Source organism: Streptomyces sp. BK79, from assembly GCF_044142145.1.
Taxonomy (GTDB): Bacteria; Actinomycetota; Actinomycetes; order Streptomycetales; family Streptomycetaceae; genus Streptomyces.
On sequence record NZ_JBHVOC010000083.1, the window covers coordinates 1 to 856 of the forward strand.

At 70.6% G+C, this 856-nt stretch carries 1 protein-coding gene; it reads left to right on the top strand.

Annotated features, from left to right (window positions below):
- The coding region (locus ACFIF2_RS35865) for a ketoacyl-synthetase C-terminal extension domain-containing protein (protein ID WP_395577483.1) at window positions 1-856 on the top strand (856 nt) is incomplete at both ends.

Here is an 856-nt window from a genome sequence, read left to right on the forward strand (position 1 = left end):
CGAGGGCGTGGGCGTACTGGTGCTTGAGCGGTTGTCGGTGGCGCGGCGTAACGGGCGTCGGGTGTTGGCGGTGGTGCGGGGTTCGGCGGTGAACCAGGACGGTGCGTCGAACGGTCTGACGGCGCCGAATGGTCCGTCGCAGCAGCGGGTGATCCGCGCGGCCTTGGCCAGCGCACGCCTGGCCCCTGAGGACGTGGACGCCGTAGAGGCACACGGCACGGGGACGTCCCTGGGGGATCCGATCGAGGCGCAAGCACTGCTGGCGACGTACGGGCAGGGCCGGGATGCGGATCGTCCGCTGTGGCTGGGGTCGGTGAAGTCGAACATCGGTCATGCGCAGGCTGCTGCCGGCGTCGCCGGTGTCATCAAGATGGTGCTGGCCATGGAGAAGGGCCGCCTCCCTCGGACGCTGCATGTGGACGAGCCGTCGGGCGAGGTGGACTGGGGCTCGGGCGCGGTGCGGCTGCTCACCGAGGAGCGGAGGTGGCCGTCGGAGGACGGTCGTCTGCGGCGGGCGGGAGTGTCCTCGTTCGGGATCTCCGGCACCAACGCGCACGTGATCATCGAGGAGGCACCGGAGGAAGAGGAGGTGCCGGAGTCCGACGCGGGTGGTGTGGTGCCGTGGGTGCTCTCCGCACGGACGGCAGAGGCACTGAAAGCACAGGCAGCGCAACTGAGCGAGTATGTCGGCGAGTTGGGCCCGGCCGATGTGGGCTGGTCGTTGGCTTCGACGCGTACGGCGTTCGAGCACCGGGCCGCGGTCGTGGGCCGAGAACGGGACGAACTCGTGCAGGGCCTGGAAGAGGTCGCACAGGGCCGAGGCGTGAGGGGTGTCGCCTCCTCCGCGCCGGGTGGT